The following is a 25,636-nucleotide window of genomic DNA, read 5'->3' on the forward strand; positions in this document are numbered from 1 at the left end:
CCCGGCTCTCAGCCCTCGAGCGCCCGCGGCCGCAGCCAGCGCGGCGTCCAGCCGAGATTCATGCCGGCGGCGGCAAGCAGGATGATCGCCGCACCGGCGATCTGCATCGGCTGCAGCGCGTGGCCGAAAGCCAGCCGGTCGACGAGGATTGCGGCGATCGGATAGATGAAGGACAGCGCGCCGGTGAGATGCGTCGGCAGCCTCTGGATCGCGCCGTAGAGCAGCACATACATCAGCCCGGTATGGACGACGCCGACGGTGACGAGGATCGCCCAGCCGCCGACATCCTGCGGCGGATTTGAAAAGTCGGTCATCGGCGCCAGCATCAGCATGCCGGTGGCGACCTGGATAAGCGCGATCAGATGCGGCGGCGTGCCTTTGAGCCATTTCGCGGCCAGCGCTGCCAGCGCGTAGAAGAAGGCGGCGCCGAGCGCCATCAGGATGCCGAGGCCGTAGCCCTCCGATATCGCTCCGCCCGCCTCCGGTTTTGCCTCGACGATGGCAATCATGCCGGCGAAGGCGAGCGTCAGCCAGAACAGCTTGGTGGCGGTGATCTTCTCGCCGAGGAAGAGCGCACCGAGCACCAGCAGCATGAAAGGCTGGGTGTTATAAACAGTCGTCGCGATCGAGATCGTCGCATGCGAATAGGAGGCAAACAGCAACAGCCAATTCAAAACGATGGCGACGCCGCCGAAAATGGCGATGCCGAAGGCGCGCAGCGTGATGATACCGGGCCGCAGCAGCCCGAGAGCGCCGCAGATGACAAGCAAGGTGAGCGCGCCGAACAGGCAGCGCCAGAAGACCACGCCGCTGACGGGCTGTCCCGACATGACGACGAACCAGCCGATCGTCCCCGAGATCAGCATCGCTGCCGTCATTTCCACCGTGCCCCGTCTGATGTCGCTACCCATGATAACCTCCGCCTTTGATGGCATGATAATATTGCGGCCGGAGGCGATTTTATATAAGGATAAAAAGGAAGATGATCGATATCGCCTAATCATCATAGGAAAGTGGATCGCCATGGCTAATGATGTGCAATCGCTCGACGAGGTCGATCAGGCCATCCTCGAAGCGCTGGCCGGCAATGCTCGAATCTCGCTGAAGGAGCTGGCGCAGCAGGTCGGCCTGTCCTCGCCGAGTGCCGCCGAGCGCCTGCGCCGGCTGGAGGAGCGCGGCGTCATCAAGGCTTTCACCATCGATCTCGATCCCGCCGCCGTCGGTTATCCCCTGCAGGCGATCGTGCGCGTGCGTCCGTTGCCGGGGCAGCTGCACATCGTCGAGCGCATCATCCAGGACATTCCCGAAATCGTCGAATGCGACAAGGTGACCGGTGAGGATTGCTTCATCGCCCGCCTGGTCATCCGCTCGATGGCGGAGCTCGACGGCCTGCTCGACCGGGTTGCCGAAAGGGCAGAAACCAACACCTCGATGATCAAGGCCTCACCGGTCAAACGCCGCCTGCCGCCGCTTTCCCGGAAAAAGTAAACGTCGACAGAACCGGTCCCTTTGCTGGAGCTGCTCTAAAAATCCGCCATCGGCGACAGCATCGCCGGGAAATTCGGGATAGTATCGCCAAGCCCGCGCAGCATCAGCCTCGTGCCGCTTTCCAACGGTTGCGGGACGCCTGCCCAGCCGAGCCTGTCGGGACGGAAAAGCACCTCGACCGTGGCGGGCACGATCTCCAACCCGTCGAGGATTGCTGCAAGCGAGGGCATCTCCGCCGCCACCACGTCGAGAAGACTGAAGCGGCCCGTCTCGTCGATCTTCCAGGCGATGGCCGCCTGCCGGTCTTCCAGGAAGCTGAGGCGGATATCGGGATCGAGCTGGGTATTGATCAGAAACATCGCCGCATTGACGGTGACACCAAGCGACGTCGAAACCGGGCTTCGTCTTTTCAGCAGCGATTGCAGCAGGGCAAGATCATCCGCATGCGTCGGCGCAAGCAGCCGGGCGGGTGCGGCTGATGCCGAAGGGGCGGGTGCCGCTCCCTCGTATCGGTGCAGCGGTATCGCACGGAAACCATAGGGTTCGTAGAGAGACGGCTTGTCGGTATAGAGGATGACGGCTTCAAAGCCCTGCCGCTCGCACCAGTCGAGCGCCTTTACCGTCACGTCGCGATAGAGCCCGCGGCCACGCCATGGTGGCCGCACGGCGCCTGATTGAAGCCCGGCGGCATGGACGATCCTGCCATTGATGACGAAGGGCAGCGCAAAGGCTGAGATATTCGCCGCAAGCTCGCCATTGCCGTCAAACCAGCCGAAAGGCATGCTGGAGGGATCGGGTCCGCCGAGCTGTTGCAGCGGCCCGATATCGATGCCGAAAATATCCTGAAGCAGGTTGACCAGCGCCGCCCAGCCGGCGGGATCGCCGAAATAATCCTGCCGGAAGGTCAGGCCAGCGCTGTCGAAGCGCCTGGTCATCACACCCCGGTGGAGCCGAAGCCGCCTGCGCCGCGCAACGTTTCGCTGGCCTCGGTGATCTCCACCACCCGCGCCTGCGTCACCGGCGCGATCACCATCTGGGCGATGCGCATACCGCGCTCGATAACGAAGGGCTCTTCGCCGAGATTGGCGAGCAGCACTTTCACCTCGCCGCGATAGTCGCTGTCGACGGTACCCGGCGAATTCAGGCAGGTGATGCCGTTCTTGAAGGCCAGGCCGGAGCGCGGCCGCACCTGTCCCTCGAAATGCTCGGGGATTTCGAAGATGAAGCCGGTCGGCACCAGCGCCCGTTTGCCCGGCAGAAGCGTCAGTGGTGTCGCCTCGTCGATGGCGGCGCGCAGGTCCATGCCGGCCGCCCCCTTGCTTTCATAGGCGGGCAGGTCGAGGCCTTCGCCATTCGGCAGGCGGATGAGGTTCAGCGTCGGGCTGAGATCGTGATGAATGGTCATGGGCCATTACTTTGCGCGTGGAAGGGCAAGGTCAATTGCATTGCCGGGCTTTAATCGCTAGATACGCGGCAATTCCACAGGATTCACAAGTATGGCCGAAAGTCTCGCCGAGGCGGTCTCCCGCCGCCGCACATTCGCTATTATCGCCCACCCGGACGCGGGTAAGACGACGCTCACCGAAAAGCTGCTGCTGTTCGGCGGCGCCATTCAGCTTGCCGGTGAAGTCAAGGCGAAGAAGGATCGAATGCAGACGCGCTCCGACTGGATGAAGATCGAGCGCGAACGCGGCATCTCGGTCGTCACCTCGGTGATGACCTTCGAATATAACGATAATGTCTTCAACATCCTCGACACGCCGGGTCACGAGGATTTCGCCGACGACACCTATCGCACGCTGACGGCCGTCGATGCCGCCGTCATGGTCATCGACGCCGCCAAGGGTATCGAGCCGCGCACGCTGAAGCTCTTCGAAGTCTGCCGCATGCGTGATATTCCGATCATCACCTTCATCAACAAAATGGACCGCGAAAGCCGCGATCCCTTCGAGATCCTCGACGAGGTGGAAGAGAAGCTGGCGCTGGATACGGCGCCGATCACCTGGCCGGTCGGCCGCTCGAAGACCTTCTGCGGTTCCTACAATATTGCCGCCAACACGGTGCGCGGGTCGGATACCGAAATCGAGGGAACGCCGGTCAACGGCCCGCAGAGCGTTGCCGGCCGGTTGCCGGAAAACGAGCGCCAGGCATTCGTCGAGGAGACGGAGCTCGCGATCGAGGCCTGCCGTCCCTTCGACCGCCAGGCCTTCCTGGAAGGCCATATGACGCCGGTCTTCTTCGGTTCGGCGTTGCGCAATTACGGCGTTCGTGACCTCATCAATGCGCTCGGCGATTTCGCGCCGCCGCCGCGTGACCAGGTCGCTGATACCAGGACCGTGCATGCGACCGACGACAAGATGACGGCGTTCGTCTTCAAGATCCAGGCCAACATGGACCCCAACCATCGCGACCGCATCGCCTTTGCCCGCATCTGCTCCGGCAAGCTCGAGCGCGGCATGAAGGCAAGGCTCGCCCGCACCGGCAAGCAGCTCGGCCTGACGGCGCCGCAATTCTTCTTCGCCTCGCAGCGCCAGCTCGCCGACACCGCCTATGCCGGCGATGTCGTCGGCATTCCCAACCACGGCACGCTCCGGATCGGCGATACGCTGACCGAAGGCGAATCCCTGGTCTTCCAGGGCGTGCCGAACTTCTCGCCGGAAATCCTGCGCCGCGTGCGCCTGGAAGACGCGATGAAGGCAAAAAAGCTCAAGGAAGCCCTGCAGCAGATGGCCGAGGAAGGCGTCGTCCAGCTGTTTTCGCCGGAAGACGGCTCGCCGGCGATCGTCGGCGTCGTCGGCGCCCTGCAGCTCGACGTGCTGAAGGAGCGGCTGATGGCCGAATACGGCCTGCCGGTCTCCTTCGAAATGTCGCGTTTCTCCGTCTGCCGCTGGATCTCGGCCGAGCAGCCGGCCGATCTCGACAAGTTCCTCACTGTCAAGCGCGGCGACATCGCCCGCGATCTCGACGGCGATCCGGTCTTCCTCGCCCAGGACGGTTTTTCGCTGCGTTATGAGTCCGAGCGTTATCCCGCGATCAAGATGGTCGCCATCAAGGAATATCACGCCGCCAAGGCGGCGTGAGACCGGGCAATCGTCCGCCAAGCGATTGGGCAAAAACGGCTTGAACGCATGGCTGTCGCACCCCCGTGCTGCGATGGCCATTTGCCGTCAGCCGGCGGCGACGATCTCGATTTCGACCAGCCAGTCTTCGCTGAGCGTTTCGACGATGATGGCTGTGGTCGGTACGGCGCGGCCGCCAAGTGCCCGAAGGCGGGCATTCTGGTTCGCCTCCACAAAGGCACCGTCGCGCAGATAGCTCGTCAGCCGCACGATATTGTCGACGGTCATATCAGCCGAGGCGAGGATGGTGCGCAGATTGGACCAGATGAGCTCCAATTGCCCGTCCAGGTCGACGGCCGCCATTCCCTCTTGATCGAGACCCATCGTGCCGCTGACGAAGAGCAGCCGCTTGGGATGCCTGACCTCCAGCGCATGGATATAGTCGGGGCTCGCCGGATAGATCCCGCTTGCCGGATTGCGTTCGATCATCTCCATGCGATTTGCCTCCCCGAATATTCTGTTGAATAATGCCAGTATCGGCGATTATTTTTCGGCAAGAAGGGGATTTTACCGAATGACGAAAAATACAGAGGATCTTCGGCAAAGACGTGCGCAGCAGCCGGCCATCGATGTCGTCGACCGAAAAATATTAGCCGCACTCGCCGCCGACAGCAGCCAGAGTTATGCCAGGCTTGGCGAAGCGGTCGGCCTGTCGGCGCCGGCCGTGCACGAGCGCGTGCGCCGTCTCCGGCAATCCGGCGCGATCAAAGGCGTGCATGCCGCGCTGGATGGCGCAGCGCTTGGCAAACCGTTGCTTGCTTTCGTGCATGTGGAGGCGGCCGGCTGGGGCAAGAGCGAGCGGCTGATGCAGGTCCTGCGGTTTCCCGAGGTCGAGGAGATGCATTCGGTCGCCGGCGATGCCAGCGTTCTCTTCAAGGTCCGCACGGCGAGCCCGCAGGACTTGGAGGCTTTTCTGGCGCAGATCCATGCCGTTCCCGGTGTCACCGGCACCCGCAGCTATATCGCCCTTTCCACCTATCTGGAGCGTCCGGTCCAGGCCGGCGTCACCGACAGCTGGCCTGATATGCCGCGGCCGGAATAGACAGGCGCTCTGGCTTCCCGGCTAAGCGTCCCGCCGCTCTAATCCTCGCCCTCGAAGCGCGGCAGGTGCTCGATATTCTCCACCCCTGCCAGGGCCGAGCGGCACCATATCTGTTTCTTGGGCGTCAGTTCCCGCCGCTGGTCGATGCTGCCGACGCGGATGCCGATCGCGCCGCCTTCGCCGTCGGTGCGGTAAAGCGGCGATCCGCAATTCGGGCAGAAGAATTGCCGGCTGAGACCGCCGCTGTCGCCATATTTTGCGTAGCCTCTCGGTTCGCCCGACAGGAGCGTTAAACTGTCCGGCCGCGCCGGTGCGGTGACGCGATAGGCCGAGCCGGTCAGCCGCTGGCAATCGGTGCAATGGCAGATCGAAATCCGCTCTGGATCGATCTCCGCCTGATAGCGGATTGCGCCGCAATGGCATCCCCCGGTGATATGCATCGGTTACTTCCTCAAAGCATGTCGCGCAAAAATGTACTGCGGTTTTGCGATCATGAGATGCGATAAACAAAGAACCAAAGCGTGGCAGGCGAACCTGAAAGATCGCTCCACGCCTCAGTCCGCCGGCTGCGCGCCTGGCCGTGTGGCATAGAAGGCCTTGGCATCGGCCGTGAAGGCGGCCCGCTGATCGGCTTTGGTATAGAACATATGGCCGCCGCGATAAAGTTTCAGCCCGACGCGGCCGCCGGCGAGCGACGGCGGCAGATGATCGACGACATAGCGGCTGACGCTGTAGGGCGTCACCAGATCGCTGTAGCCATGCGCGATCAGCAGATGGAATGCCGGGTTCGAGGCGAGCAGCTGCCGGATGTCGTCGGTGGCGCTGGCCTGGAGGCGCGATCCGCCGCCGCGTCCTCCGCCCCATTCCCAGCGCCGGCTGATATCGCCTTCGAGCAGCGTATAGGTCATCTCCGTCCTGAAGCCGAGTTGGTTGCGGGCATAGTCGGCAAAGGCGCCGCCATAGGCGCGGGTGAATCCGTCGAGGATGGCGTCGTTGCCGCGATCGTAGTCCAATTCCGGATAGGGATCGGGGGCTGCAAAGGAGGCATCGTAGGCGCTCATCACCTCGCCGCTGCCCGCGTCGGAATGTTTGACGAAGGAATTGCCGAGGAAGCCGCGGTTGCGGGTGACGATATCCTCGGGAATGCCTGTCAGCTTGGCGATCCTGCCATAGAAGGCGGCGGCCTCGGCGCCCGTGGGCGGCGGTCCGGCCAGCGTCGTCAGATAGTCGCCGAGCGCGAAGGTCTCGGCCTCTTTCTGCGTCTCTTCGTCGAAAGCCTTATGCCGGTCGAGTTCGGCGGCCGCCAAAGACGGTAGTTCGAGGGCTGCGCCGAGCGCGAACTGGTCGGCATTGAACATCAGCTGGCCTTCGAGCAAGGGAGAAAGCATCACCGCGCCGGCGACGATGATGCCCTGGCTTTCCTGCAGCGCCGAGGCGACCTTGGCGGCGCGGAAGCCGCCATAGCTTTCACCGAGAAGATATTTCGGCGAGTTGGAGCGGTTGTTGTGCGCGACATAGAGCGCGATCGCCTTGGCGATGCTCTCAGCATCGGCATTGACGTTGTAATAGTTGGAGGCGTCGTCCGCCTTGACCGTCCGGCTCCAGCCCGTGCCGATCGGATCGATCAGCACGAGATCGGTGAAATCGAGCCAGCTCTGCTTGTTGTCGACGAGTTTCGCATTGGCGCCGTCGCGTCCATCCGGCCCGAAATCGAGCACCTCAGGCCCGACCAACCCAAGATGCAGGAAGGCGGAAGCCGCACCCGGGCCACCGTTGAAGGCAAAGGTCAGAGGCCGGTTCGCCCCGCCATCCCCAGCGACATAGGCAGTGTAGAAGATCGCGCCGGTCTGCGCGCCGTCCTGGCCGAAGAGTTCAAGCGTGCCGGCGGTGGCGGTGTAGGCGAGTTTCCGGCCGCCGATCGTCAGCTCGTGCTCGGTGACGGAATCGGCCGGCAGCAGCTTCAGCACGCCCTCGCGCGCGCCGCTCTGAATATTGGCCCTCGGCTGACCGCTTTCCTGCGCATGAGACAGGGCAGGGGCCAGCATTGCCGCAAGCGCGGCAAGCAGAAACAGGGTTCGGATGCGCAAGATGTCTCCTCCGGCGATGGGAATGAGAGGCTGAGATAGCGTAGCATCCGCGGCCGGCGACGGGCATCAAGAGATGGTGATGGGCCAGTGAATGAACCAGTGAACGAGTGAGCTGAGCGTGCGGCTCAGCCTGTCTTCTCGACCGCATGGACGTTCACTTCAATTGCCCGGCCGGCCTTCCAGCCGTTGATCGCCGCGCCGAGCCCAAGCGCGACGAAGAGGGCGGCGCACCAGGAAAAACTTCCGGTCCAGCCGCGGATGAGACCGACGATGAGTGGGCCGATGGCGGCAAGCAGGTAACCGACGCATTGCGCCATGCCGGAAAGATGGGCGGCGACATCGGGATCGCGCGAGCGCAGCACGATCGTCGTCATGGCCGCGGCGATCAGCCCGCCCTGACCGATGCCCTGCAGCACCGCCCACAGCCAGACTGTCGACAGCGGCGCAAAGAGCAGGCCGAGCAGGGCGGTGACGGCGACGCCGCAGAGGCTCGCATTGATCAGCCGCTGATCGCGGCCGCGCACCGCGATATGCGGCACGATCAGGCAGGAGGCGGCCTGCACCATCACCGACAGGGAAACGATCGCCCCTGATGTGACGCCGTCGAGCCCACGTTCGCGCAAGATAGGAACCAGCCAGCCGAAGACGCAATAGGCAAGTGCCGATTGCAGCCCCATGAACAGCGTGACCTGCCAGGCGAGCCGGTCGCGCCAGAGGCCTTTGACGTGGAAGCCATTTCGTCTTGCCTGCCGGCCGCTGCGAAGAACCTCAGGCAGCCAGAGCAGGCTGACGATCAGGGCGGGCAGCGCCCAGATGGCGAGCGCGCCCGCGAGAGACCCGCCCAATCCATGCTCGATCGGCAGCGTCAGCCCGGCCGCACTTGCCGCACCGGCGCAAAGCGCCATCGTGTAGAAACCGGTCATCAGCGCGGCGCGCCCGGCGAAATCCCGCTTCACCAGCCCCGGCAGCAGCACGTTGCCGACAGCGATACAGGCGCCCGCAAGGGCCGTGCCGATGAAGAGCAGCGGCACCGAGGAAAGCCCGCGCAATGCAGTGCCGAGCGCGAGAAGCAGCAGAACGCCGAGCAGCGTGCGCTCAGTCCCGAGGCGCTGGGCAAGACGAGGCGCAAGCGGCGAAAAGGCGCCGAGGCAGACGACCGGAAGCGTCGTCAGCAGGCTGGCGCCCAGCGCGCCGAGGCCGAGCTCCGAGCGGATTTCCGGCAGCAGCGCCGAGGCGCTCGAAAAGACCGGGCGCAGGTTGAAGGCGATCAGCACCAGGCATGCGCCGAGCAGGAAACGACCCGCAGCTCCCCGCTTCGACGTTGCCTGCGGCGGCGGAAGGCTGCCGGTCTCGGCGTCGATCAGCAGTTCGTCGGCCGCCTCGAGCGTGCTGGCAGCATGGTTGAAAGGCGTGTTCATGACAGGATCATCCGGTCGAGTGCGGCAAGAACCGGCGCCATGAAACGACGCACCGCCACGTCCGCTTTGTCGGGATCGCCGGTCTCGATGGCGTCGACGATATTGGCATGCGCCTGCATATCGGGTTCCGGAATATCCTTGCCGAGCGTTGCGGCGATGGTGTCGGCAATCGAGGCCGAGAAGAAATCACAGATCTCGATCATCGCCCGGTTGCCGGAAGCGGCGATGACGGCCTTGTGGAAGGCGAGGTCGCGTTCGATGAAGCCGGCCTGATTGCCGCCATCGTAATTGCCGCGTTCGGCAAGCAGCCTGCGCAGCTCGGCCACCGTTTCCGGGGTCTTGCGGATCGCCGTCAGACGGGCTGCCTCGACGTCGAGTGCGCATCGCGCCTCGAACTGGTCGCGCAGGCTGGCGCGCCGTGCCATCGTCAGCGGCCGGCCGGCATCGCGGGTCGAACGGACATAAGTTCCCGAGCCCTGGCGGGTTTCGAGATAACCCTGCGAGACGAGAACGCGCACTGCCTCGCGCACCGTGCCGCGGCTGACGGACAGCATGGCTGACAGCGAGGCTTCATTCGGCAGTTTCTCGCCGACCGCCCAGCGTTTGCCGAGAATGTCGCCGCGAATCGCCTCGATCGCCTCATCGGCGAGATTGGTCTTGCTGAGTGCCCGCATTCCATTACTCATAAAGTCATCCGATGACTTTATGAGTAATGGAATTTCGAAATTCCGTCAATTTGAAATCCGGGCATTAAAAAAGGGTCGCCTCAGCGACCCTTTCCATGAGTTTGGCCTCGAACTGGCCTGGACTGTCTATGCAGCCCCAGGAAGGCGGGGATTAGAGCGAGGGCTGCCTCGCCTTCTTCACCTCTTCCATGCCCGTTACGAGGTCCGAAATCTCATTAGACATTGGATCACCTTCCTTTCGTTCTGTTGCTGATGACTTAAAGTTAGGCTGATTCTTCACAGATGCAAGAAGAAATTCTACATAGGACGCAACCCTGGGCAATGCGGATGTTCACGAGAGAACACAGTGTTTCGCAGAATTTGAAGATGCCGGACGCCACGAAACTGTCATCTTGCGCTTGCAAACCGGCGGCGCGTTAAGCTGTTATTAGCCGCGAGATCAGACAATTTAGAGTATTCCCGTCGGTGCGGCGGCGGGTTCCGGAGCAAGAAAGCCATGTGTCGCTGGGCAGCCTATCGTGGAGACCCTCTCTATCTCGAGGAACTGGTATCCTCGCCTGCCCATTCCCTGATCGAGCAGTCCCATTGCGCCACCCGCGCCAAGACGGCGACCAATGGCGATGGCTTCGGCATCGCCTGGTATGGTGACCGGCCCGAGCCCGGCCGTTACCGCGATATCCTGCCGGCCTGGTCGGATTGCAATCTGAAGAGCCTGGCGCGCCAGATCCGTTCGCCGCTCTTTCTCGCCCATGTCCGCGCTGCGACCGGCGGCGGCACGCGCCGCGACAATTGCCACCCCTTCACCCATGACACCTGGTCCTTCATGCATAACGGCCAGATTTCCGGCTTCGAGCGGCTGCGCCGGCCGATGGAGGCGATGCTCGACGACGATCTGTTCAATGCCCGCGGCGGCACGACCGATTCCGAACTGATGTTCCTGCTGGCGCTGCAGTTCGGTCTGCGCGAGGCGCCGGTCGCAGCGATGGCTCACATGATCGGTGTCGTCGAGAACCTTGCCGAAAGTGTCATCGGCTCGATCCTGTTGCGCTTTACCGCTGCCTTCTCCGACGGCAACACGCTCTATGCGATCCGTTATGCCACCGATCGCAAGGCGCCGACGCTCTATGCCTCACCCGTCAGCGCCGGTTATTGCCTCGTCTCCGAGCCGTTGAACGATGATGTCGACGCCTGGGCGGAAATTCCGGACGGCAGCGCCGTCACCATCGGCAAAGACGGCATCGACGTCGCCGACTTCCGGCCGGAGAAGCGCAATGCGGTCAAGCCGCAGCGCCTGGCTATTCCTGCCTGAGCCGCTCGCGATTAGCTGAGCCACTCGACGTCAGCCGAGCCGCGCGATCAGCGGAGCCGCTGGGCGATCAGCGCTGCGAGCCTTTCGGCAACCTCTTCCTTCGCCAGGTCGGGCCATTGCTCGACGCCGTCGCGGCGGACGAGTTTGACGCTGTTGCGGCTGCCGCCCATGATCCCGGTGGCGGGAGAGACGTCATTGGCGACGATCATGTCGGCGCCCTTCCTCTCGAGCTTCGCCTTGGCATTGCTTTCCACGTCCTGCGTCTCGGCGGCAAAGCCGATGACCAGCTTCGGCCGCATCGTATGATGGCCGACGGTTTTCAGGATGTCCGGATTTTCGGTCAGCGCCAGCGTCGGAATGGATTCGCCGGGATGTTTCTTCAGCTTCTGGTCGGCCGCCGAGGCGACGCGCCAGTCCGCTACCGCCGCCACCATCACGGCGACGTCGGCCGGCAGTGCTGCAAGCACCGCATCACGCATTTCCTCGGCCCGTTCCACGTGGATGACGTTGACGCCGACCGGATCGGCGATCGTCACCGGTCCCGATACCAGCGTCACCTCCGCCCCGAGCTTTGCAAGGGCTGCGGCGATCGCATGTCCCTGCCGGCCGGAGGAGCGGTTGGCGATGTAACGCACCGGATCGATCGGCTCATGCGTCGGTCCTGAGGTGACGATTGCCTTGCGCCCCTTGAGCGGCTTTTCTCCGTCGTCGAGCAGGGTTTCGGCGGCCGCCACGATCTCCAGCGGCTCCGCCATCCGGCCGAGGCCCGTCTCCCGGCTTTCCGCCATCTCGCCGGCCATCGGCCCGACGAAGCGGATGCCGTCGGCCCTGAGCATCGCGGCATTCCGCCGGGTCGCCGGATGCGCCCACATGGACGGATTCATTGCCGGTGCGGCAAGCACCGGCCTGTTGGTTGCCAACAGCACGGTCGAGGCAAGATCGTCGGCAAGCCCGTTCGCCATCTTCGCCATCAGATCGGCCGTGGCAGGGGCGATCAGCACCAGATCGCAGTCGCGCGCCAGCCTGATATGGCCGATATCCTGTTCGTCCTGCCGCGAAAACAGATCGAGGAACACATGGTCCGCCGCCAGCGCACCGACGGCCAGCGGCGTGACGAATTCCTGCGCCCCGCAGGTCATCACCGGGCGCACGCTGGCGCCGCGCTCGCGCAGCCGGCGGATCAGATCCAGGCTCTTATAGGCGGCGATGCCGCCCGAGATGATGAGGAGGATGCGTTTTCCGCTGAGAGCCATGGCTTTTTCTACCCGTCGCCTTTTCTGACCGGCCCCGACCCTAAGCCTTTGGCGGAGAACATGCAATCACGCGGCGACAGGCATCGGCCGCAGTCGGCGGGTGCTGCCCCGTTCATGGACGTCAGCCGCCATTTTCGTGGGGTCAGAGGTTGCTCATCCCGCCGTCGATGACGAGTTCGCTGCCGACGATATAGGCAGCCTCATCGGAGGCGAGAAAGATGATCGTCTTCGCGACTTCGCTGGGGCTCCCGAAGCGGCCGACAGGGATTTGGGACTGGATCTGCGCGGTCATCGCCTTGGAATCGGCTTCCGACGCCCCGAGCTTGCTGTAGAGCGGCGTGGCGATCGGCCCCGGGCTGACGGCGTTGACCCGGATGCCGCGGCCGATGAGTTCGCCCGACAGGGTCTTGGCAAGCGTCAGCAATGCACCCTTCGTCAGTGAATAGACGCTGGAGTTCGGCATGCCGATATGGGCGTTGATCGAGGTATTGAGCACGATCGCGGCCTGTTTCGAAAAGATCGGCAGTAGCGACTGGATCAGGAAGAACGGTCCCTTGACATTGATCGCTACCGACCTATCGAAGGCGGCTTCGCTCCACTGTTCCAGCGGCCCGAATTCGGCGACACCGGCATTGACGAAGAGGATGTCGAGCGTGCCGAAAGCCTCTTTCACCTTATCGGCGACGGCCTTTTGGCCGGCCGCATCGCCGGCATCGGCCTGGATGACGATCGCTTGGTCGCCGAGTTCGCGACGGGCGGCTTCGACGCTTGCGGCACTGCTGCCGGTAACGACGACACGGGCGCCTTCGGCAATGAATTGACGGGCGGTTTCGATGCCGATGCCGCTGGTGCCGCCGGTGATGAGGGCTGTCTTGTTCGGAAGACGTGACATGATGCGTTCCTTCAATCGAATGTGGGGCCGCGGCCCGGGGTCAGTGGGAGAATGTTCCGGAAAAGGCGGCGCGACAATCCGGAGCGGGTCATCGCGCTTGGCTTTCGTCAGGTGCGGGTGATCGAGGCGCCGCCGTCGACCAGCGAAGCCGTGCCGGTGACGAAGCTCGCATCGTGGGAGGCGAGGTAGAGAACCGAGCGGGCAAGTTCTTCGGGAGTTGCGACGCGCTTCAGCGCATGCAGGTTGGTGACGAAGGCCTGTTTGTCGGGCGTATCGTTCATGTCCCGATACATGTCGGTATCGACAGCACCCGGCAGGATGGCATTGACCCGCACGCCCTGCTGGCCGAACTCGGCGGCAAGCGCCTGCGTCAGTCCGATCAGGCCGGATTTGCTGGCGGCATAGGCGGCAACGCCCGGGAAGGCGAAGCTGTAGCCGACGAAGGTCGAGGTGAAGATCACCGACCCGCCGCCATTTTCCACCATCGCGCCGATCTGGTGTTTGGCGGCGAGGAAGGAGGCCGTCAGGTTGATCGCCAGCGCCTCGCTGAAGCCTGCTTCGGAAACGGCGGTGCTCGGGCCGGCTTCGCCGAGCGTGCCGGCATTGTTGAAGGCGATGTCGAGCTTGCCGTAATGCGTCACGGCGGCCGCGACCAGCGCCTTGTGATAATCTTCCGAGCGCACGTCGCCGGCAATGGCGATGGCCTCGCCGCCCTCTGCCTTGATCTCCGCGACCAGGCTGTCGAGTTCACGCTCGCGGCGGGCGCCGACGACGATCCTGGCGCCTTCGGCGGCGAAGAGCTTTGCCGTGGCGCGGCCGATGCCGGAGCTTGCGCCGGTGACGATCGCGACCTTGTTGTTCAAGCGGTTCATGGTTTCATCTCCTGATCTTGAGGTGAGGCGGCCCCTGCCGTCCCTTTCGATGAAGGGAAGATGGCATTTTCCTTTCGTTCGGATTAGTCTCCAGATTGGGGAACTCGAATTCGGAAAAGCCGAACGATGATCAGGATCGAAGGTATTACGGCTTTCGTCGCCGTCGTCGAGGCGGGCTCGGTCAGCGAGGCGGCTCGGCGCCTGCGGCTGTCAAAATCCGTCGTCAGCGAAAGGCTGGCCGAGCTGGAGAAGTCGCTCGGCGGCATGCTGCTGCACCGAACGACGCGCAAGCTGAGTTTGACGGAGGATGGCGCGGTCTTCCTGGAGCGTGCCGCGCGCATCGTGCGCGAGATCGAGGCGGCTGCGGCCGATATGGCGGAGCGGCGCGGAAGCCTGTCCGGCCCGATCCGCATCGCCGCTCCGGTCACCTTCGGCCGCATGCATCTCGGCCCGGCGCTCTATCCCTTCCTTGCCGAACATCCCGAGATCGAACTCACCCTCGATATTGACGACCGACGTGTCGATGCCGCTTCGGACGGCTACGACGCCATCATCCGCAACGGTCCGATCGCCGATAACAGGCTGGTCGCCTGGAAGCTCGCGCGCAGCCGCCGTCTTGTCTGCGCCTCGCCGGATTATCTCGCGCGCCAGGGAGTGCCGTCGTCGCTTGATGATCTCAACGGCCATCGCGGAATCTTCTATACCAATCGCGGCGTTGCCGACTGGCGCTTCCAAACGCCGGAGGGCGCGGTCGTCGTCCGTGCGAAACTGGCGCTCGGCATCAACAATGGCGACATGCTCCGCGACGCCGCCATTGCCGGTCTCGGCATCGCGCTGCTGCCCGCCTTCATCGCCGGCCCCGCCATTGGCGAAGGCCGGCTTGCCGAAATCGATGTCGGTCACAAGCCGGAGGCCGAATTCATCTACATGGCCCATCCCGAGGGCCGAAACCCCTCCGCCAAGCTCCGCGCCATCGCCGATCACCTGAAGAAGAGTTTTGGCGATCCGCCCTATTGGGATCCGGCGGGCTAGAGCGTGTCGCGCAAAAGTGTGCAGCGCTTTTGCAAAACGACATGAGCAAGAACAAAGACCAGAGCCTTTCCGGGTTAGATTGCAGCATTCTGTTGGCTCAAACGGAGTCGGATGGTCGACCGGCCGGCGCGCGTCGTAGCCCAGCTCTACGGCCAAGCCGGCCGGTCGATCAGCCGGCCCGTTTCAGCCAACCCGAAGGGCCGGGCATCTTTCCGCCAGGGCAAAGGCGATCGGCTCGACCGTACCAAGAGGTATGCCCTTCGCCAATCGCCTCTGCCCTGACGAAAACCTGCTCCGGCAGAATGCTGCAATCTAACCCGGAAAGGCTCTAAAGCGCGAAGAGCGAATCTGAAGGATCGCGACGCGCTTTAGCTCAGCAGGCTCATCAGGTTCTCGGTGACCGGCGAGCGATGTGTCTTCAACATTGCCAGCGCCAGGCGCGCCACAGCCGGCGGCCCCTCGATCGGCCGGTAGGCGACGCCTTCGAGCCTGATCTGCGAAATCGAGGCCGGCACGATCGAGACGCCGAGCTCTGCCGCCACCAGATTGACGACGGAGGAAATCTGCGGCGCCTCCTGGGCCACGGTCAGCTCGAATCCCGCCTTGCGGCAGGCCAGCACGACATCGTCGTAGAGGCTCAAGCCGACGAGCCGGGGAAAGAGGATGAAAGGTTCGTCCGCCAGTGCCGCAAGCGGCAGTTTGCTGCGCCGTGCCAGAGGATGGCTGGCGGGCAGGGCGATCACCATCGGCTCATCCGGCAATCGCCGCAGCCGGACGCCGGCGGGGTCGTCGAGGCTGGGGCGCATGAAGGCGGCGTCGAGCTCGCCGCCTTCCAGCTTCTGCATCAGCGCCAGCGTATTCATTTCCGTCAGCGCCAGCCGGACATCGGGCCAGCGGGCACGAAATCGGCGGATCGTCGTGCTGACCACTGGGTTGAAGGCCGAGGATGCGGTGAAGCCGAGCGACAGCCGGCCGGTCTCGCCGCGATTGGCGCTTTGCGCCGCAAGCTTTGCCTTTTCGGCAGCCGCCAGCGAAGCCTTTGCCTCGCCGAGGAAGGCAGCGCCCGCCGCCGTCAATTCGGCGCCGTGCGGCACGCGGTGAAACAGCGCCGCACCCACTTCCCTCTCCAGGTCGCGGATCTGCTGGCTGAGCGGCGGTTGCCCGATGCCGAGCTTGGCGGCCGCACGGGTGAAATTGCATTCCTCCGCCACCGCGAGGAAATATCGCAAGTGCCGCAACTCCATCGTCATCTCCAAAACATATCGAAATCGCCAGTTTCATATATTGGACAAATGGAGCGGCGTTGACTAGATCGGAGACCGGAAGGATGAAGAGATGCCGACGTCAGCGCATGTATTAAAGACCTCCGAGATATCAGCGATCCCAGGGCAGAAGCACTATCTCACCCGTGGCACCGGCGCCTATCGCCGCGCCAGCCTGGCGCTCTTCCTTTCCGGTTTCTCCACCTTCTCGCTGCTCTATTGCGTCCAGCCGCTGCTGCCGATCTTCTCGCAGGAGTTCTCCGTCAGCCCGGCCGAAAGCTCGCTGTCCCTCTCGCTCTCCACCGGTTTCCTGGCACTTGCCATCGTCTGTGCCGCCGCCGTCTCGGAAGGCCTTGGCCGCCGCAGCCTGATGTCGATATCGCTGGTCGGCGCGGCATTGCTGACCATTGCCACCGCTTTTGCCCCGAACTGGCACCTGCTGCTTGTCATCCGCGCCCTGCAGGGCCTCGTTCTCGGCGGCGTGCCGGCCGTCGCCATGGCCTATCTCGCCGAGGAAATCGATCCGCGCGGCCTCGGCACCACCATGGGCCTCTATGTCGCCGGCACGGCCTTCGGCGGCATGTCCGGCCGCGTGCTGACAGGTATCTTCGCCGAATATTTCAGCTGGCGTCCGGCGCTCTTTCTGATCGGCGCCATCGGCCTTGCCGCTGCGATCGGCTTCATCGCCCTCTTGCCGCCGTCACGCAATTTCGTCCGCCGGCCGGGCTTCGATCCGCGCTTTCATCTCAACGCGTGGCGCGGCCATCTCAGCAGTCCGGCGCTGCCCTTCCTCTTCGCCATCGCCTTCCTGGCGATGGGCTCCTTCGTGACGATCTATAATTATGCCGGCTTCCGCCTCGTGGCGCCGCCCTACGGCCTCAACCAGACCGAACTCGGCCTGATCTTCACCGTCTATCTCTTCGGCATCGGCGCCTCCTCGATCGGCGGCCTCCTCGGAGACCGGATCGGCCATTTTTCCGTGCTTCTCTTCGGTCTGGCACTCACCGCCGCCGGCAGCGCGCTGACGCTGTTTGCCTCGCTCCCGGTCATCATCCTCGGCATCATCGTGCTCACCACCGGCTTCTTCATGAGCCATTCCATCGCCAGCGGCCTTGTCGGCAGGCTGGCGCATGGCACCAAAGGCCACGCCTCGTCGCTCTATATGCTTGCCTATTATGTCGGCTCCAGCTTGATGGGTTCGGCGGGCGGCTGGTTCTTCGCGGTTGAAGGCTGGACCGCCGTCGTTATCTTCACGCTTGCCATGCTGGCGCTGGCCTTTGTCTCCGCCTGTCTTGCAAAGCATCTCGCGAGGAGAACAGCATGATCCGCATCGACCGCCTCGACCATCTGGTGCTGACCGTCGCCGATATTGCCGTCACCTGCGATTTCTATGCCCGCATCCTCGGCATGTCGGTCGAAACCTTCGCGGAAGGCCGCAAGGCGCTGAAATTCGGCCGGCAGAAGATCAACCTGCACCAAGCCGGCCGCGAATTCGATCCCAAGGCGAGTCATCCCACAGCCGGCTCCGGCGACCTCTGCTTCATCGCCGAGACGACGCTCGCCGATGTCATCACGCATCTGCAGGCCTCCGGCGTTGCGATCGAAGAGGGTCCGGTCGAACGCACCGGCGCGACCGGGCGTCTGCGCTCGGTCTATTTCCGGGACCCCGACGGCAATCTCCTCGAGGTCTCCAATCTGATTGCCTGATGCCTGATAATTCTGGAAAGGGTCTGGATGTCTGCTCCCGCACATCAGCCAAGCCGGAGATAGGGCACGTCTTTCTTCGCCACTTCATCCAGCGCCTCCTCGTAACCGGCATCGGCATACCGCATGACGCCGAGTGCGGTATCGTTGGTCAGCGCATGGTCGAGCCTTTCGTCGGCGGCATCCGTGCCATCGGCGATGACGGTGACGCCGCAGCTCGTCATATAGCCGGCATAGCCGCCGCCGCCGGAATGAATGACGACGAGATCGGCCATCGACGAGCAGAGCATCATCGCATCGATCAGCGGCCAGTCGGCGATCGCGTCGGAGCCGTCCTTCATCCGCTCTGTCATGATGTTCGGGTGCGCCATGGCGCCGGCATCGAGATGGTCGCGGGAGAAGGCGACCGGGCCTCTCAGTTCGCCGCTCGCAACCAGCGTGTTGACGCGCCTCGCGAGTGCCGTGCGTTCGCCGTGGCCGAGCCAGGCGATGCGGGCCGGCAGCCCTTCGAAGGGAACATGCTCGCGCGCCAGCCGGATCCAGTTGGTGATGATCTTGTTGTCGGGGAACATCTCGAGCAGCAGGTCATCGATCCGGGCGATATCGCTCTCCTCGCCCGATAGCGCCATCCAGCGGAACGGGCCGATCGCCCGGGCAAACAGCGGCCTGAGATAGGCTTCGGTGAAGATCGGAATGTCGAAGGCATTGGCAACGCCGCCCTCCTTGGCCTGCGTGCGGATCAGGTTGCCGTTGTCGAAGACTTCAGAACCCTTCTTCTGGAATTCCAGCATCGCCGTCACATGTTCGACGATCGAGGCGCGGCTTGCCGCCATCAATTGCCCCTGGCCATCGTCGCGCAGGCCCTTGACCTGATCGAGGCTCATGCCTTTCGGCACGTAGCCATAGACGAGGTCATGCGCCGAGGTCTGGTCGGTGACGATGTCGGGCACGATGCCGCGCCGGGCGATTTCGGGATAGACCTCCGCCGCATTGCCGACCAGCCCGACGGACAGCGCCCGTTTCTCCCTCACTGCCGCATCGATCATCTGCAGGGCGGTATCGAGATCGGGTGCGATTTCCTGGAGATAACCGATCTGCTGGCGTTTGCGGGCGCGCTCCGGATCGATGTCGACGCAGAGGATTGCCGCCCCCGCCATGCGGCCGGCCAGCGGCTGCGCCCCGCCCATGCCGCCGAGGCCGGCGGTCAGCACGAAGCGGCCGAGGAGATCGCCGCCGAAGCGCCGCTCGGCAATGCGCATGAAGATCTCGTAGGTGCCCTGGATGACCCCCTGGCTGCCGATATATTGCCAGGCGCCGGCCGTCAGCCCGCCCCAGCAGATCAGCCCCTTGCGCTGCAGCTCGTAGAACACCTCGGCCTTTGCCCATTGCCCGACGATATTGCAGTTCGCCATGATGACGAGCGGCGCCTTGGCATGCGTCCGAACGAGCCCGATCGGCTTGCCGGACTGGATGAGCAGCGTCTGGTCCTCGTCCATTTCGGTCAGCGCCTTGACGATGCCTTTGTGGGCCGCCCAGTTGCGGGCCGCCTTGCCGAGCGCGGCATAGACGATGAGGTTGTCGGGATCCTCGCCGACGGAGAGCACGTTTTCGAGCAGCCGCAGCAGCGCCTCCTGCCGCCAGCCCTTGGCGCGCAGCTCCGGCCCGCCGGGAATCGGAAATTTCGGATGACGTGGATTGGCCTTCGGCATCGTGGGTTCCTCGTTTTGCTCTGCCTTCGATCGTCACTTACTCGGCAGCGATTCCACATAGGCAAGTGCCGCATCGAGCAAACGCCGTCTCAGGGCATCGTCGCCGTAAACCTCGGCACCACCGCGCACCCAGCCATGCATCACCCGCTCGCCCGACAGCATCTGGATCACGCCTGGCAATGCCAGCGCCCAGCCGTCATTGCCCTTGCCGAGACGGATCAGCATGCCGTCATGGCGCGCGCAGCAGAGGAGATTGCCGTTCAGGATGAAGGCCCAGCCGCCGAACATGGATTTTTCGGTAAGGCCCGGCCGATCGCCGAGTTCCTCGCGCATCAGTTCTTCGAGACCGGGATCGCGCGCCATGGCTCAGGCTTTCGTTGCCAGCGCATAACGTGCGATCTCGATCCCCATCGCCTTTTCGACGACGGGATAGACGGTCGGATCGAGCACGCTTGCCGAGAGCGGAATGATGTCCATCGGCACATGCAGGATGAAGACGTGCATGCCGTCCTGAAGCTGGCCGACGCTGAGCGGTTCGCCCTCTTGGGAAAGCGTGGTGATGACGGCCGGGAAAGTGGCAAGCCGCCCGCCATCCGCATCGTCCACGGCCATATATTCGTTCATCACATGCAGCGTCACCGATTTTTCGCCCGTGCCGACGGTGATCGTGCCGATGTCGAAGGCTTCCTTGGTGTAGACGACGTCCTTGCGGTTGATGATCCCCTCGGCAAGGATATGTCCGCCCGTCGTCTTGCAGATCGCGTCGATGACAGCTGATCCGCCGCGTTTCTCCGCCGCGATGATCGCCTCGCCGAGCGCCAGCGCCATTGAGATGCCACCGAGCGCCGCATGGCTCCGGACATAGGAAGCCCTCAGCGGATTGCGGCAGCTGGCGATGAAGCCGCCGGATTGATCGGCGGCGGCGCGCAGCACCGGCGAGATCTTCGCCGTCGCGCCCTTCACCACCAGTTCGATATAGCGGTTCTCCGCCCGATTGCCGCCGACCGCGGTCTGGATCATCTGCTCGGGCGAACCGGCCATGCCGATCGAACCCATGTCGCCCGTCGGATGCGCGCGGATGTCGCCGACCGCATCGACCACCTTGGTGCCGAGGATGGCCGACGGCAGCCAGCCGTTCAGCGTCGAGGATTTGCCGTTCTGGCCGATGATCAGCCCGGAAAGCTTTTCCCCAAGCGCCTCCTGCAGCAATTGCACTGCTTTCACATAGTCGATGCCCTGCATTTCCCAGGGGGTGGTGGAGGCCGGCGCGCCGATTGCGGCCGCGGTGGCGATCCAGTCCTCATCCTGCAACTCGTCGATCGAGACCAGCTCCGGCTTGCCGACATTGACGGCGGCAAGCCCAAGCATCCGTCCATGATCGGCCCAGCCGCCGCCGCCGGCGGCATAGACGGAGCCGCCCTTGACGGCTGCTTCCACGTCCTTCTCAACGAGTATGCGTCCCATCGGTCCTCTCCTGCCTCAAGCTCGTGTCCATCTCGCGCACCGCTTCGAACAGCACGGCGGCGCCAAGCGCGATATCGTCATTCTCGGCCCATTCGTCGGCCGAATGGCTGCGGCCTTCCCGGCAGGGCACGAAGATCATCGCCGCCGGCGCCACCTTGGCGATCCAGGCCGTATCGTGTCCCGCGCCTGAGGCGATGCGCCGGCTTTTTGCGCCGACCCGCTCGCAGGCCGCCTCCAGTGTCGACAGCAGCCCGGCATCGCCTGGCGTCGGCAGATTGTCGGAAACCCGGTTCGGCGTCTTGATCGTCACGCCGTAGGCTCCTGCCAGCTTTTCGACATGGCCGTCGAGCCAGCGGCAGAAAGCCTCCATGTCGGCGCGGATCTCCGCGCGCCCATCGATCAGCAGCGTGACCTTCGACGGCACGACATTGGCGGCATTCGGCTCGATGCGGAATTCCCCGACCGTCGCTGCAAAATGCCCCGGCGTTTTGGCAAGCTCTGCGGCGGCATTGCGGATGTCGAGCACCAGCTGCGATGCCGCCACCAGCGCATCCGCCCGTCGGTCCATCGGCGTCGTGCCGGCATGGTCGGCCCGCCCTTCGACGGTAATCTCGATCCGGGTGATGCCCGAGATCGCGGTGACGATGCCGATATCCTGCCTCTCGGCTTCGAGCACCGGACCCTGCTCGATATGGAGCTCGAGAAAGCCTGCTATATCGGGCCTGTTCTGCTGCATCAGCACATCGGGCCTGCCGCCGACCTCAGCGATGCCCTCGGCGAGGTCGCGCCCGTCGCTGACGCGCGAAAGCCAGGCCTCCGGCAGTTGGCCGGTCATGCCGCGGCTGCCGATGCAGGACACGCCGAAGATGCTGACCTCCTCGGCCAGGAAATCGACGATTTCGAGATCGTGATCGAGCTTGATATCCTGCTCAGCAAGCGCCCGCGCCACCTCCAGCGCCGAGATCACCCCGGCGATGCCGTCGAAGCGGCCGCCGTCCGGCACGGTGTCGGAATGCGAGCCGATCATGATCGTGCCGAGCCATGGTTTCTGGCCTGTCCGCCGGCCGACCAGATTGCCGGCGGCATCGATCCGCGTTTCCAGTCCCGCCGCCTTCATCCGCGCTTCGATATAGGCCCGGCCCTCGAGGAAGAGCGGCGAGAAGGCCCGCCGCGTCCAGGGACGCCCCGGCTCGGTCATTGCGGCCAGCGCCTCGATATCGCCAGCGATCCGGCCGGCATTGACGGGAAGATTGCGGCTCATGCGGCAGTTCCTGCCATGACCTGGCGCGGCAGCGGCCGCACGAACCGGCCGGTGCCGGGCTCGGCCAGCACCTTTCCGCCCTCGGCGATCTTTTCGCCGCGCAGATAGGTGGCCGAGACGGTCCAGGGCAGGCGGATGCCGTTATAGGGGCTCCAGCCGACGACGTTGTTGCCGCTCGCGGCGGCATCATAGACGCTGTCGTGCGGCTCCAGCACGGTGATATCGGCGTCCTTGCCCGGTGCCAGCGCGCCCTTGATATGCTCGAGCCGGAAATGCTTCGCCGGGTTCTCCGCCATCAGCTTGGCCGCCCATGTCAGGGGAATGCCGCGCTCGGTGGCGCCTTTGACGAACAGCGGCACCATCACCTCCAGGCCGGGAACGCCGGATGCGTTGGCGAGCATGTCGGGATTGATCTTGCGGTTTTCCGACCAGCTGACGTGATCGGTCGAGACCAGCCAGACATCGCCCTCGGCCACCTTCCGCCAGAGCGTCTCCACCTCGGCGCGCGCCCGTAGCGGCGGATTGATCTTCGCCTTGCCGCCCAAGCGCTTCACGTCGTTTTCCTCGTCGAGCGTCAGGTAGTGGATGCAGCATTCGACCGTTGCCGCAAATCCGTCGCGGCGATAGGCGCGGGCGATATCGTAGCCGCGTCCGAGCGAGCAGTGCACCACATGCGCCGGGCAGCCGGTGGCCGCACCCGTCTCGAAGATCGTGTGCATCGCCAGCAGCTCGGTAATCGCAGGCCGCGACAGGCCGTGCGCCCGCCAGTCGGTGATGCCGCTCGCCTTCACCTGCTCCATATAGGTTCGCACCGCCTCGTCGTCTTCATTGTGCACGCCCGCCGTCAGCCCCGTCGGCGCGATCGCCGCAAAGCAGGCGTCGAGCAGGGCCGGCGGAATGCGCGGAAAGCGCTTGGGATCGGTGCCGAAGGTCGAAAACTTGAAGGCGGCAACGCCTGCCTCCACCATCTCGGGGATCCGCGCCGGACCTTCTTCCGGATCGATGGTGCCGTAAAGCGCGAAGTCGACGCGCGCCTGCGGTCCGGCATGGTCGATCTTCCGCTGTAGCGCCGCAGCCGAGCAGACGAGATTGCCCTCGTCATAGGGCATGTCGACGATTGTTGTCACGCCGCCAGCCGCCGCCGAGCGCGTCGACCAGATGAAATCCTCCTGGTCCTTCTGCGAGAGTGAATGCACCTGCGCGTCGATCGCGCCGGGCAGGATCAGCGCTTTTCCGAGCAGATGCCGTTCGCGGCCCGCCGGCGGCACGCCGAGGCCGACCTCGGCGATCTTGCCGTCGCGCACGGCGACATAGCCCTGTTCAAGAATGCGGTCCGGCAGCACCACCGTGCCCTGCAGAACGAGATCGAAGTCCATGCCGCTTCCTCCCTAAACTGAAATCAGAGTGCTGCCGGCCCGTGATGGGTCAGCCGCTCTTCGACACGCTCCAGCGAGCCGAGGGCGAAGAAGTCGTCGAAGGAGGCGATCGGAACCTGCTCGGTCAGCTTCGAGACGAAGTCGTCCGAACCGAGCTCCTCCTCGATCGCCTCCACTTCCGCCGAAAGCGGCCGGTCGACAATATAGAAATCCGCATGTTTGCGCACGACCTCGTAGAGCATGGCGGCAACACCCTTCGGTTCATCGCCGAGTATGTCGATCGCCTGAGCCGACAGCAGCGCCTCGAGGGCGGCGAGGCGTTTCAGCGCCCGCATCTGCCGGTCGAAGCGCTCGATGACGAGCGGCAGGAAGGCCGCCTCGTCCTCCAACCCGGCTGCGACGACCAGCGACTGGGCCGAAACAGGATTGGACATCGACAGCACGCGCGAGAAGATCTCGCCGGCAAGCTTGATGATCGGCCCGAAACCTGTGGCGATCCGCCCCGGCGGCACGAGATTGACCGGCAGGTCGCGCCGCTGGCCGTTGCCAAGAATGACGCAGCGATTGAAGGCGTTGCGCGCCGCATGCGCCATGCAGAGCGCTGCCGATTCGAGCAGGATCGTTACATCGAGCGGCAGCGAACCGCCCGACGTCATCACCCGGCCCTCGACGACGACGGGATTGTCGTCCGAGCGGCCAGTGGCGGCAAGGATCTTGTGGCCGGTCGACAAAAGGTTTTCGATCACCGCGCCGAACACCTGGGCGATCATGCGCAGGCTGAGCGGATCCTGCACATGGGTCGCGACCGGCCAGTTCCATTCTTCGGAAGCATTGCAGAGCCAGGCGCCGATCAGCGCTTCGCGCGCCGTGCCGACATGGCGGACCGCCTTCCAGGGATCGCGGGAAGCGCCGAGCGCGCCGGCCGCCATCATCGCCGTCGCCAGCAGGATGCGGATCGAGGCCGCGGCATTGCGCGTCGTTTCCGCCGCCGAGGCAAAGCTCACCGCATTGATGCTGAGCGAGGCGAGGCTGTCGCGCGGCGCCATCCGCATCGGTTCCAGCCCGGCCGCCCGGAAGGCCTCGGCCGCCTGCATCCGGTTGCCGCGATAGATCGCTTCACCGACGCCGGTCAGCACCGCGCCGATCTGTCCCATCAGCCCGATATCCGCACAGCCGATGGAGCCGGTGCGGCGCACGACCGGGATGAGATCGGCCTCGAGCATCCGGATATAGGCCTCGATCAGCTCCGGCGTGCAGCCGACCTGGCCGGTCAGCGCCGTATTGATGCGGATCGCCATGGCATTGCGCACGATGTTGCAGGAAAAGGGTGTGCCGGTGCCGAAATGATGGGCGCGCACCAGGCCGAGATTGAAAGTGTCGAGTTCGTCGGCCGACCACTCCACATCCTTCATGGCGCCGACGCCTGTCGTCGAGCCGTAGACGGGCATGCCGGAGGCAATTGCATCCTCGACGATCTCGCGGGCGATCGCGATGCGGGACATGCCTGTCGCCGAAGCCGAAATCGCAGCCTTGCCCGCACCAATCGTCACCATCTCGGCAAAACCGAGCGGTCGTCCGGAAAGTTCGATGCCAAGGCGTTCGTGCTTCATGTGCCTATCTCCTTGAAAATGAGACTAAGCGAGCCCTCCGTCACATGGGATA

General features: G+C 64.2%; 25 protein-coding genes. 7 read left to right on the top strand and 18 right to left on the bottom strand.

The window, feature by feature from the left end; translation table 11 throughout:
* Positions 1-8 precede the first annotated feature (8 nt).
* On the bottom strand, positions 9-911 hold the full coding sequence (locus FHX10_RS19465) for a DMT family transporter (protein ID WP_028757397.1): 903 nt from the start codon (positions 909-911) through the stop codon (positions 9-11).
* A 112-nt stretch (positions 912-1,023) separates the two neighbouring features.
* On the opposite strand from FHX10_RS19465, the gene FHX10_RS19470 reads away from it, so the two are divergent.
* Complete coding sequence (locus FHX10_RS19470) at positions 1,024-1,488, top strand: Lrp/AsnC family transcriptional regulator (RefSeq protein WP_028757687.1); 465 nt, start codon at positions 1,024-1,026, stop codon at positions 1,486-1,488.
* Between the two features lie 35 nt (positions 1,489-1,523).
* On the opposite strand, the gene FHX10_RS19475 is transcribed toward FHX10_RS19470, so the two are convergent.
* Positions 1,524-2,423, bottom strand: a complete 900-nt coding sequence (locus FHX10_RS19475; protein WP_097594976.1) for a GNAT family N-acetyltransferase — start codon at positions 2,421-2,423, stop codon at positions 1,524-1,526.
* On the bottom strand, positions 2,423-2,893 hold the full coding sequence (dut, locus tag FHX10_RS19480; RefSeq protein ID WP_184390073.1) for a dUTP diphosphatase: 471 nt from the start codon (positions 2,891-2,893) through the stop codon (positions 2,423-2,425). Before dut ends, FHX10_RS19475 begins: the two co-directional genes overlap by 1 nt.
* 91 nt (positions 2,894-2,984) lie before the next feature.
* On the opposite strand from dut, the gene FHX10_RS19485 reads away from it, so the two are divergent.
* Entirely contained in the window at positions 2,985-4,568 is a 1,584-nt protein-coding gene (locus tag FHX10_RS19485) for a peptide chain release factor 3 (RefSeq protein WP_132573759.1), read from the top strand.
* An 87-nt stretch (positions 4,569-4,655) separates the two neighbouring features.
* Here FHX10_RS19485 and FHX10_RS19490 read toward each other — a convergent pair whose 3' ends face one another.
* Complete coding sequence (locus FHX10_RS19490) at positions 4,656-5,042, bottom strand: RidA family protein (RefSeq protein WP_184390077.1); 387 nt, start codon at positions 5,040-5,042, stop codon at positions 4,656-4,658.
* Positions 5,043-5,067: 25 nt separating this feature from the next.
* On the opposite strand from FHX10_RS19490, the gene FHX10_RS19495 reads away from it, so the two are divergent.
* Positions 5,068-5,649 (top strand): Lrp/AsnC family transcriptional regulator, encoded by a 582-nt coding sequence (locus FHX10_RS19495; protein ID WP_184390080.1) that lies wholly within the window; start codon positions 5,068-5,070, stop codon positions 5,647-5,649.
* A gap of 38 nt (positions 5,650-5,687) precedes the next feature.
* On the opposite strand, the gene FHX10_RS19500 is transcribed toward FHX10_RS19495, so the two are convergent.
* The 4 genes from FHX10_RS19500 to FHX10_RS19515 form a co-directional block, all read right to left on the bottom strand.
* Positions 5,688-6,089, bottom strand: a complete 402-nt coding sequence (locus FHX10_RS19500) for a GFA family protein (protein ID WP_028757635.1) — start codon at positions 6,087-6,089, stop codon at positions 5,688-5,690.
* Between the two features lie 114 nt (positions 6,090-6,203).
* On the bottom strand, positions 6,204-7,736 hold the full coding sequence (locus tag FHX10_RS19505) for a S10 family peptidase (protein WP_184390083.1): 1,533 nt from the start codon (positions 7,734-7,736) through the stop codon (positions 6,204-6,206).
* Positions 7,737-7,861: 125 nt separating this feature from the next.
* Positions 7,862-9,154: an MFS transporter gene (locus FHX10_RS19510; RefSeq protein WP_184390087.1), complete on the bottom strand. Its 1,293-nt coding sequence runs from the start codon at positions 9,152-9,154 to the stop codon at positions 7,862-7,864.
* Entirely contained in the window at positions 9,151-9,828 is a 678-nt protein-coding gene (locus FHX10_RS19515; RefSeq protein ID WP_184390226.1) for a FadR/GntR family transcriptional regulator, read from the bottom strand. The genes FHX10_RS19510 and FHX10_RS19515 overlap by 4 nt, the downstream gene beginning before the upstream one ends.
* A gap of 508 nt (positions 9,829-10,336) precedes the next feature.
* Between FHX10_RS19515 and FHX10_RS19520 the strand changes: the two genes are divergently transcribed.
* Positions 10,337-11,149 carry a class II glutamine amidotransferase gene (locus FHX10_RS19520; protein ID WP_184390089.1) on the top strand — a complete coding sequence of 271 codons (813 nt, stop codon included), beginning with the start codon at positions 10,337-10,339 and terminating at the stop codon, positions 11,147-11,149.
* Between the two features lie 47 nt (positions 11,150-11,196).
* Here FHX10_RS19520 and coaBC read toward each other — a convergent pair whose 3' ends face one another.
* The 3 genes from coaBC to FHX10_RS19535 all read right to left on the bottom strand — a co-directional run bounded on the left by coaBC (position 11,197) and on the right by FHX10_RS19535 (position 14,166).
* On the bottom strand, positions 11,197-12,402 hold the full coding sequence (gene coaBC / locus FHX10_RS19525) for a bifunctional phosphopantothenoylcysteine decarboxylase/phosphopantothenate--cysteine ligase CoaBC (RefSeq protein ID WP_184390092.1): 1,206 nt from the start codon (positions 12,400-12,402) through the stop codon (positions 11,197-11,199).
* A gap of 142 nt (positions 12,403-12,544) precedes the next feature.
* Complete coding sequence (locus FHX10_RS19530) at positions 12,545-13,294, bottom strand: SDR family oxidoreductase (RefSeq protein ID WP_028757682.1); 750 nt, start codon at positions 13,292-13,294, stop codon at positions 12,545-12,547.
* Between the two features lie 107 nt (positions 13,295-13,401).
* Positions 13,402-14,166: an SDR family oxidoreductase gene (locus tag FHX10_RS19535; RefSeq protein WP_184390094.1), complete on the bottom strand. Its 765-nt coding sequence runs from the start codon at positions 14,164-14,166 to the stop codon at positions 13,402-13,404.
* A 126-nt stretch (positions 14,167-14,292) separates the two neighbouring features.
* Between FHX10_RS19535 and FHX10_RS19540 the strand changes: the two genes are divergently transcribed.
* Positions 14,293-15,198 (top strand): LysR family transcriptional regulator, encoded by a 906-nt coding sequence (locus FHX10_RS19540; protein WP_184390097.1) that lies wholly within the window; start codon positions 14,293-14,295, stop codon positions 15,196-15,198.
* 368 nt (positions 15,199-15,566) lie between these two features.
* On the opposite strand, the gene FHX10_RS19545 is transcribed toward FHX10_RS19540, so the two are convergent.
* Positions 15,567-16,442, bottom strand: a complete 876-nt coding sequence (locus FHX10_RS19545) for a LysR family transcriptional regulator (RefSeq protein ID WP_097594967.1) — start codon at positions 16,440-16,442, stop codon at positions 15,567-15,569.
* Positions 16,443-16,533: 91 nt separating this feature from the next.
* On the opposite strand from FHX10_RS19545, the gene FHX10_RS19550 reads away from it, so the two are divergent.
* Both FHX10_RS19550 and FHX10_RS19555 read left to right on the top strand, forming a co-directional pair.
* Positions 16,534-17,784, top strand: coding sequence for an MFS transporter (locus FHX10_RS19550; RefSeq protein WP_063474787.1), 1,251 nt, complete (start codon positions 16,534-16,536; stop codon positions 17,782-17,784).
* Positions 17,781-18,167: a VOC family protein gene (locus FHX10_RS19555; protein ID WP_063474786.1), complete on the top strand. Its 387-nt coding sequence runs from the start codon at positions 17,781-17,783 to the stop codon at positions 18,165-18,167. The genes FHX10_RS19550 and FHX10_RS19555 overlap by 4 nt, the downstream gene beginning before the upstream one ends.
* Positions 18,168-18,211: 44 nt before the next feature.
* On the opposite strand, the gene FHX10_RS19560 is transcribed toward FHX10_RS19555, so the two are convergent.
* Genes FHX10_RS19560 through FHX10_RS19585 form a run of 6 tightly spaced genes read right to left on the bottom strand, consistent with a single transcriptional unit; the run spans position 18,212 to position 25,584 of the window.
* Complete coding sequence (locus FHX10_RS19560; protein ID WP_047617234.1) at positions 18,212-19,873, bottom strand: urocanate hydratase; 1,662 nt, start codon at positions 19,871-19,873, stop codon at positions 18,212-18,214.
* Between the two features lie 33 nt (positions 19,874-19,906).
* Positions 19,907-20,236: a TfoX/Sxy family protein gene (locus FHX10_RS19565; RefSeq protein WP_047617233.1), complete on the bottom strand. Its 330-nt coding sequence runs from the start codon at positions 20,234-20,236 to the stop codon at positions 19,907-19,909.
* Between the two features lie 3 nt (positions 20,237-20,239).
* Complete coding sequence (locus FHX10_RS19570) at positions 20,240-21,337, bottom strand: DUF917 domain-containing protein (protein WP_063474785.1); 1,098 nt, start codon at positions 21,335-21,337, stop codon at positions 20,240-20,242.
* A complete protein-coding gene (locus FHX10_RS19575; RefSeq protein ID WP_063474784.1) occupies positions 21,318-22,598 on the bottom strand; it encodes a Zn-dependent hydrolase in 1,281 nt (426 codons plus the stop codon). The genes FHX10_RS19570 and FHX10_RS19575 overlap by 20 nt, the downstream gene beginning before the upstream one ends.
* Positions 22,595-23,974, bottom strand: a complete 1,380-nt coding sequence (locus tag FHX10_RS19580; RefSeq protein ID WP_063474783.1) for a dihydroorotase — start codon at positions 23,972-23,974, stop codon at positions 22,595-22,597. Before FHX10_RS19580 ends, FHX10_RS19575 begins: the two co-directional genes overlap by 4 nt.
* Positions 23,975-23,997: 23 nt before the next feature.
* On the bottom strand, positions 23,998-25,584 hold the full coding sequence (locus FHX10_RS19585) for an aromatic amino acid lyase (protein WP_063474782.1): 1,587 nt from the start codon (positions 25,582-25,584) through the stop codon (positions 23,998-24,000).
* Positions 25,585-25,636: the final 52 nt, after the last annotated feature.

The organism is Rhizobium sp. BK591, from assembly GCF_014195045.1.
Lineage (GTDB): Bacteria > Pseudomonadota > Alphaproteobacteria > Rhizobiales > Rhizobiaceae > Rhizobium > Rhizobium anhuiense.